The organism is Frankia sp. CcWB2 (assembly GCF_977927585.1).
The window spans coordinates 6,139-7,799 of record NZ_CDWRCM010000169.1; the positions used below are offsets into that span (position 1 = coordinate 6,139).

Consider the following 1,661-nt stretch of genomic DNA (forward strand, 5'->3'; position numbering starts at 1 on the left):
TTTTCAGATCCGCGGTTACCGTCCGCTCCCGGTCCCGCCGGTGGCCGGCGGCCGGTGACGTCGGCGGAACGGTGCCTGCACGGCGACAGAACGGTGCCCGCCTGGCATGGAGCCCACAGGTGTCCTTTGTCGAGAAGCCCATGCGCGTCTCGCGGCCCCGCCACCTACCCTGAGTTGAGTTCTACAGTTGGTCGTAGACAGGTTCCCGGGTGGGAAGGGGCAGGGCACATACTGGTTCGCGTGGCGGAGAAGGGATGGCGGTCCGCGTCGGATGACAGTTCGGGCACGCTGGTGACAGGCATTGCCCCGATGCGGCGGATGCGCCGGGCCCGGTCGGCCCGCCGTGTCCGCCGGGCGGGACGCGTCGCCCCGGCCGCCGTGGCGCTCGTGGCGGCCGGGCTGCTGGCCGCCTGCTCCCCCGGGGCGAACTCGGTCGATGCCACCGGTGGCGGGGGCTACGGCTTCGTCCAGCAGGCGGCCGGGCAGGGCTTCGCCGCTCCCGGAAACCGGCATCCCGCACCCCCCCTGTCCGGTAAGACCCTCGACGGGACCTCCCTCGACCTCGCGTCCTACCGAGGGAAGATCGTTGTGATCAATTTCTGGGCCTCGTGGTGCGCTCCCTGCCGCGCGGAGACGCCAGGCCTGGTCCAGCTGTCCAAGGACAACCCCACGGTGGCGTTCCTCGGTGTCAACGAGAAGGACACCGTCTCCGGCGCGAAGGCCTTCGCGCGGGACTACGGCAAGTCCTACCCGAGCATCGTCGACAAGCTGGGCACCCTCGCCGCGGGCTGGCCGGTCGCTCCCGGCCTCCCGTCGACGTTCGTGCTTGACCAGAACGGGCGGATCGCGGCCCGGTTCACCGGTGGTGTGCTGCCCGACGACCTGAAGCCCGTGCTGAGCCGTCTGTGGGCCGAGGCGTGAGCGGGCGCCGTTCGCCCGGGGCGGAGAACCCGCGGTGAGCGTGGTCGGGCTCATCACCGACGGGCCGGTCCTGCTCGCCGCGCCGGTCGCCGCCGCCGCGGGACTGCTCTCCTTTCTCTCCCCCTGCATCCTTCCGCTGGTGCCGGGCTATCTCAGCTTCGTCACCGGCCTGTCCGGGGCGGAGCTTCAGGATCGTTCGAGGCGAGCTGCCGCCACCCCGGGGGGGCCGCCGGGCCGGGCACCGGCGGTGCCGGAGGTGTCCGTAGCGGTGTCGGCGGTGCCGGGCATGGCGGTGGCCGGCGGGGCTGTGGTGGCCGGCGGGGCGGCGGTCTCCGGTGGCGGGGCGATCTCTGGTGACCTCGCCCGGGACGACGAGGGGACCGGGTCGCCCGGGCCGCGGCTGTACCGGCTGCGCGCGGGTGGGCGGGTCGCCGCGGGCACGGGTCTGTTCGTGCTCGGCTTCACCGCGGTCTTCGTGTCCTACGGCGCGGCCTTCGGCGGGCTCGGGCAGTGGCTCACCCGCCATCAGGTTGGCGTCAGCCAGGTTCTCGGGGTTGTCACTATCGTGATGGGACTCGCGTTCGCCGGCGTGTTCTCCCGGCTGTCCTGGGCGAACAGGGAATGGCGCATCCACCGGTTGCCGGCGCCCGGCCTGCTCGGCGCGCCCGTGCTGGGGGTGCTCTTCGGGATCGGCTGGACACCTTGCCTCGGCCCGACGTTGTCGGCCGTCCTGGGTCTGG

At 72.7% G+C, this 1,661-nt stretch carries 2 protein-coding genes; both read left to right on the plus strand.

Annotated features, from left to right (window positions below; all coding sequences use genetic code 11):
- The first annotated feature begins 318 nt into the window (after positions 1-318).
- Positions 319-921: a TlpA family protein disulfide reductase gene (locus ACY45C_RS16415; RefSeq protein ID WP_462188455.1), complete on the plus strand. Its 603-nt coding sequence runs from the start codon at positions 319-321 to the stop codon at positions 919-921.
- Between the two features lie 34 nt (positions 922-955).
- On the plus strand, positions 956-1,661 hold a 706-nt coding region (locus ACY45C_RS16420; protein ID WP_462188453.1), incomplete at its 3' end, for a cytochrome c biogenesis CcdA family protein.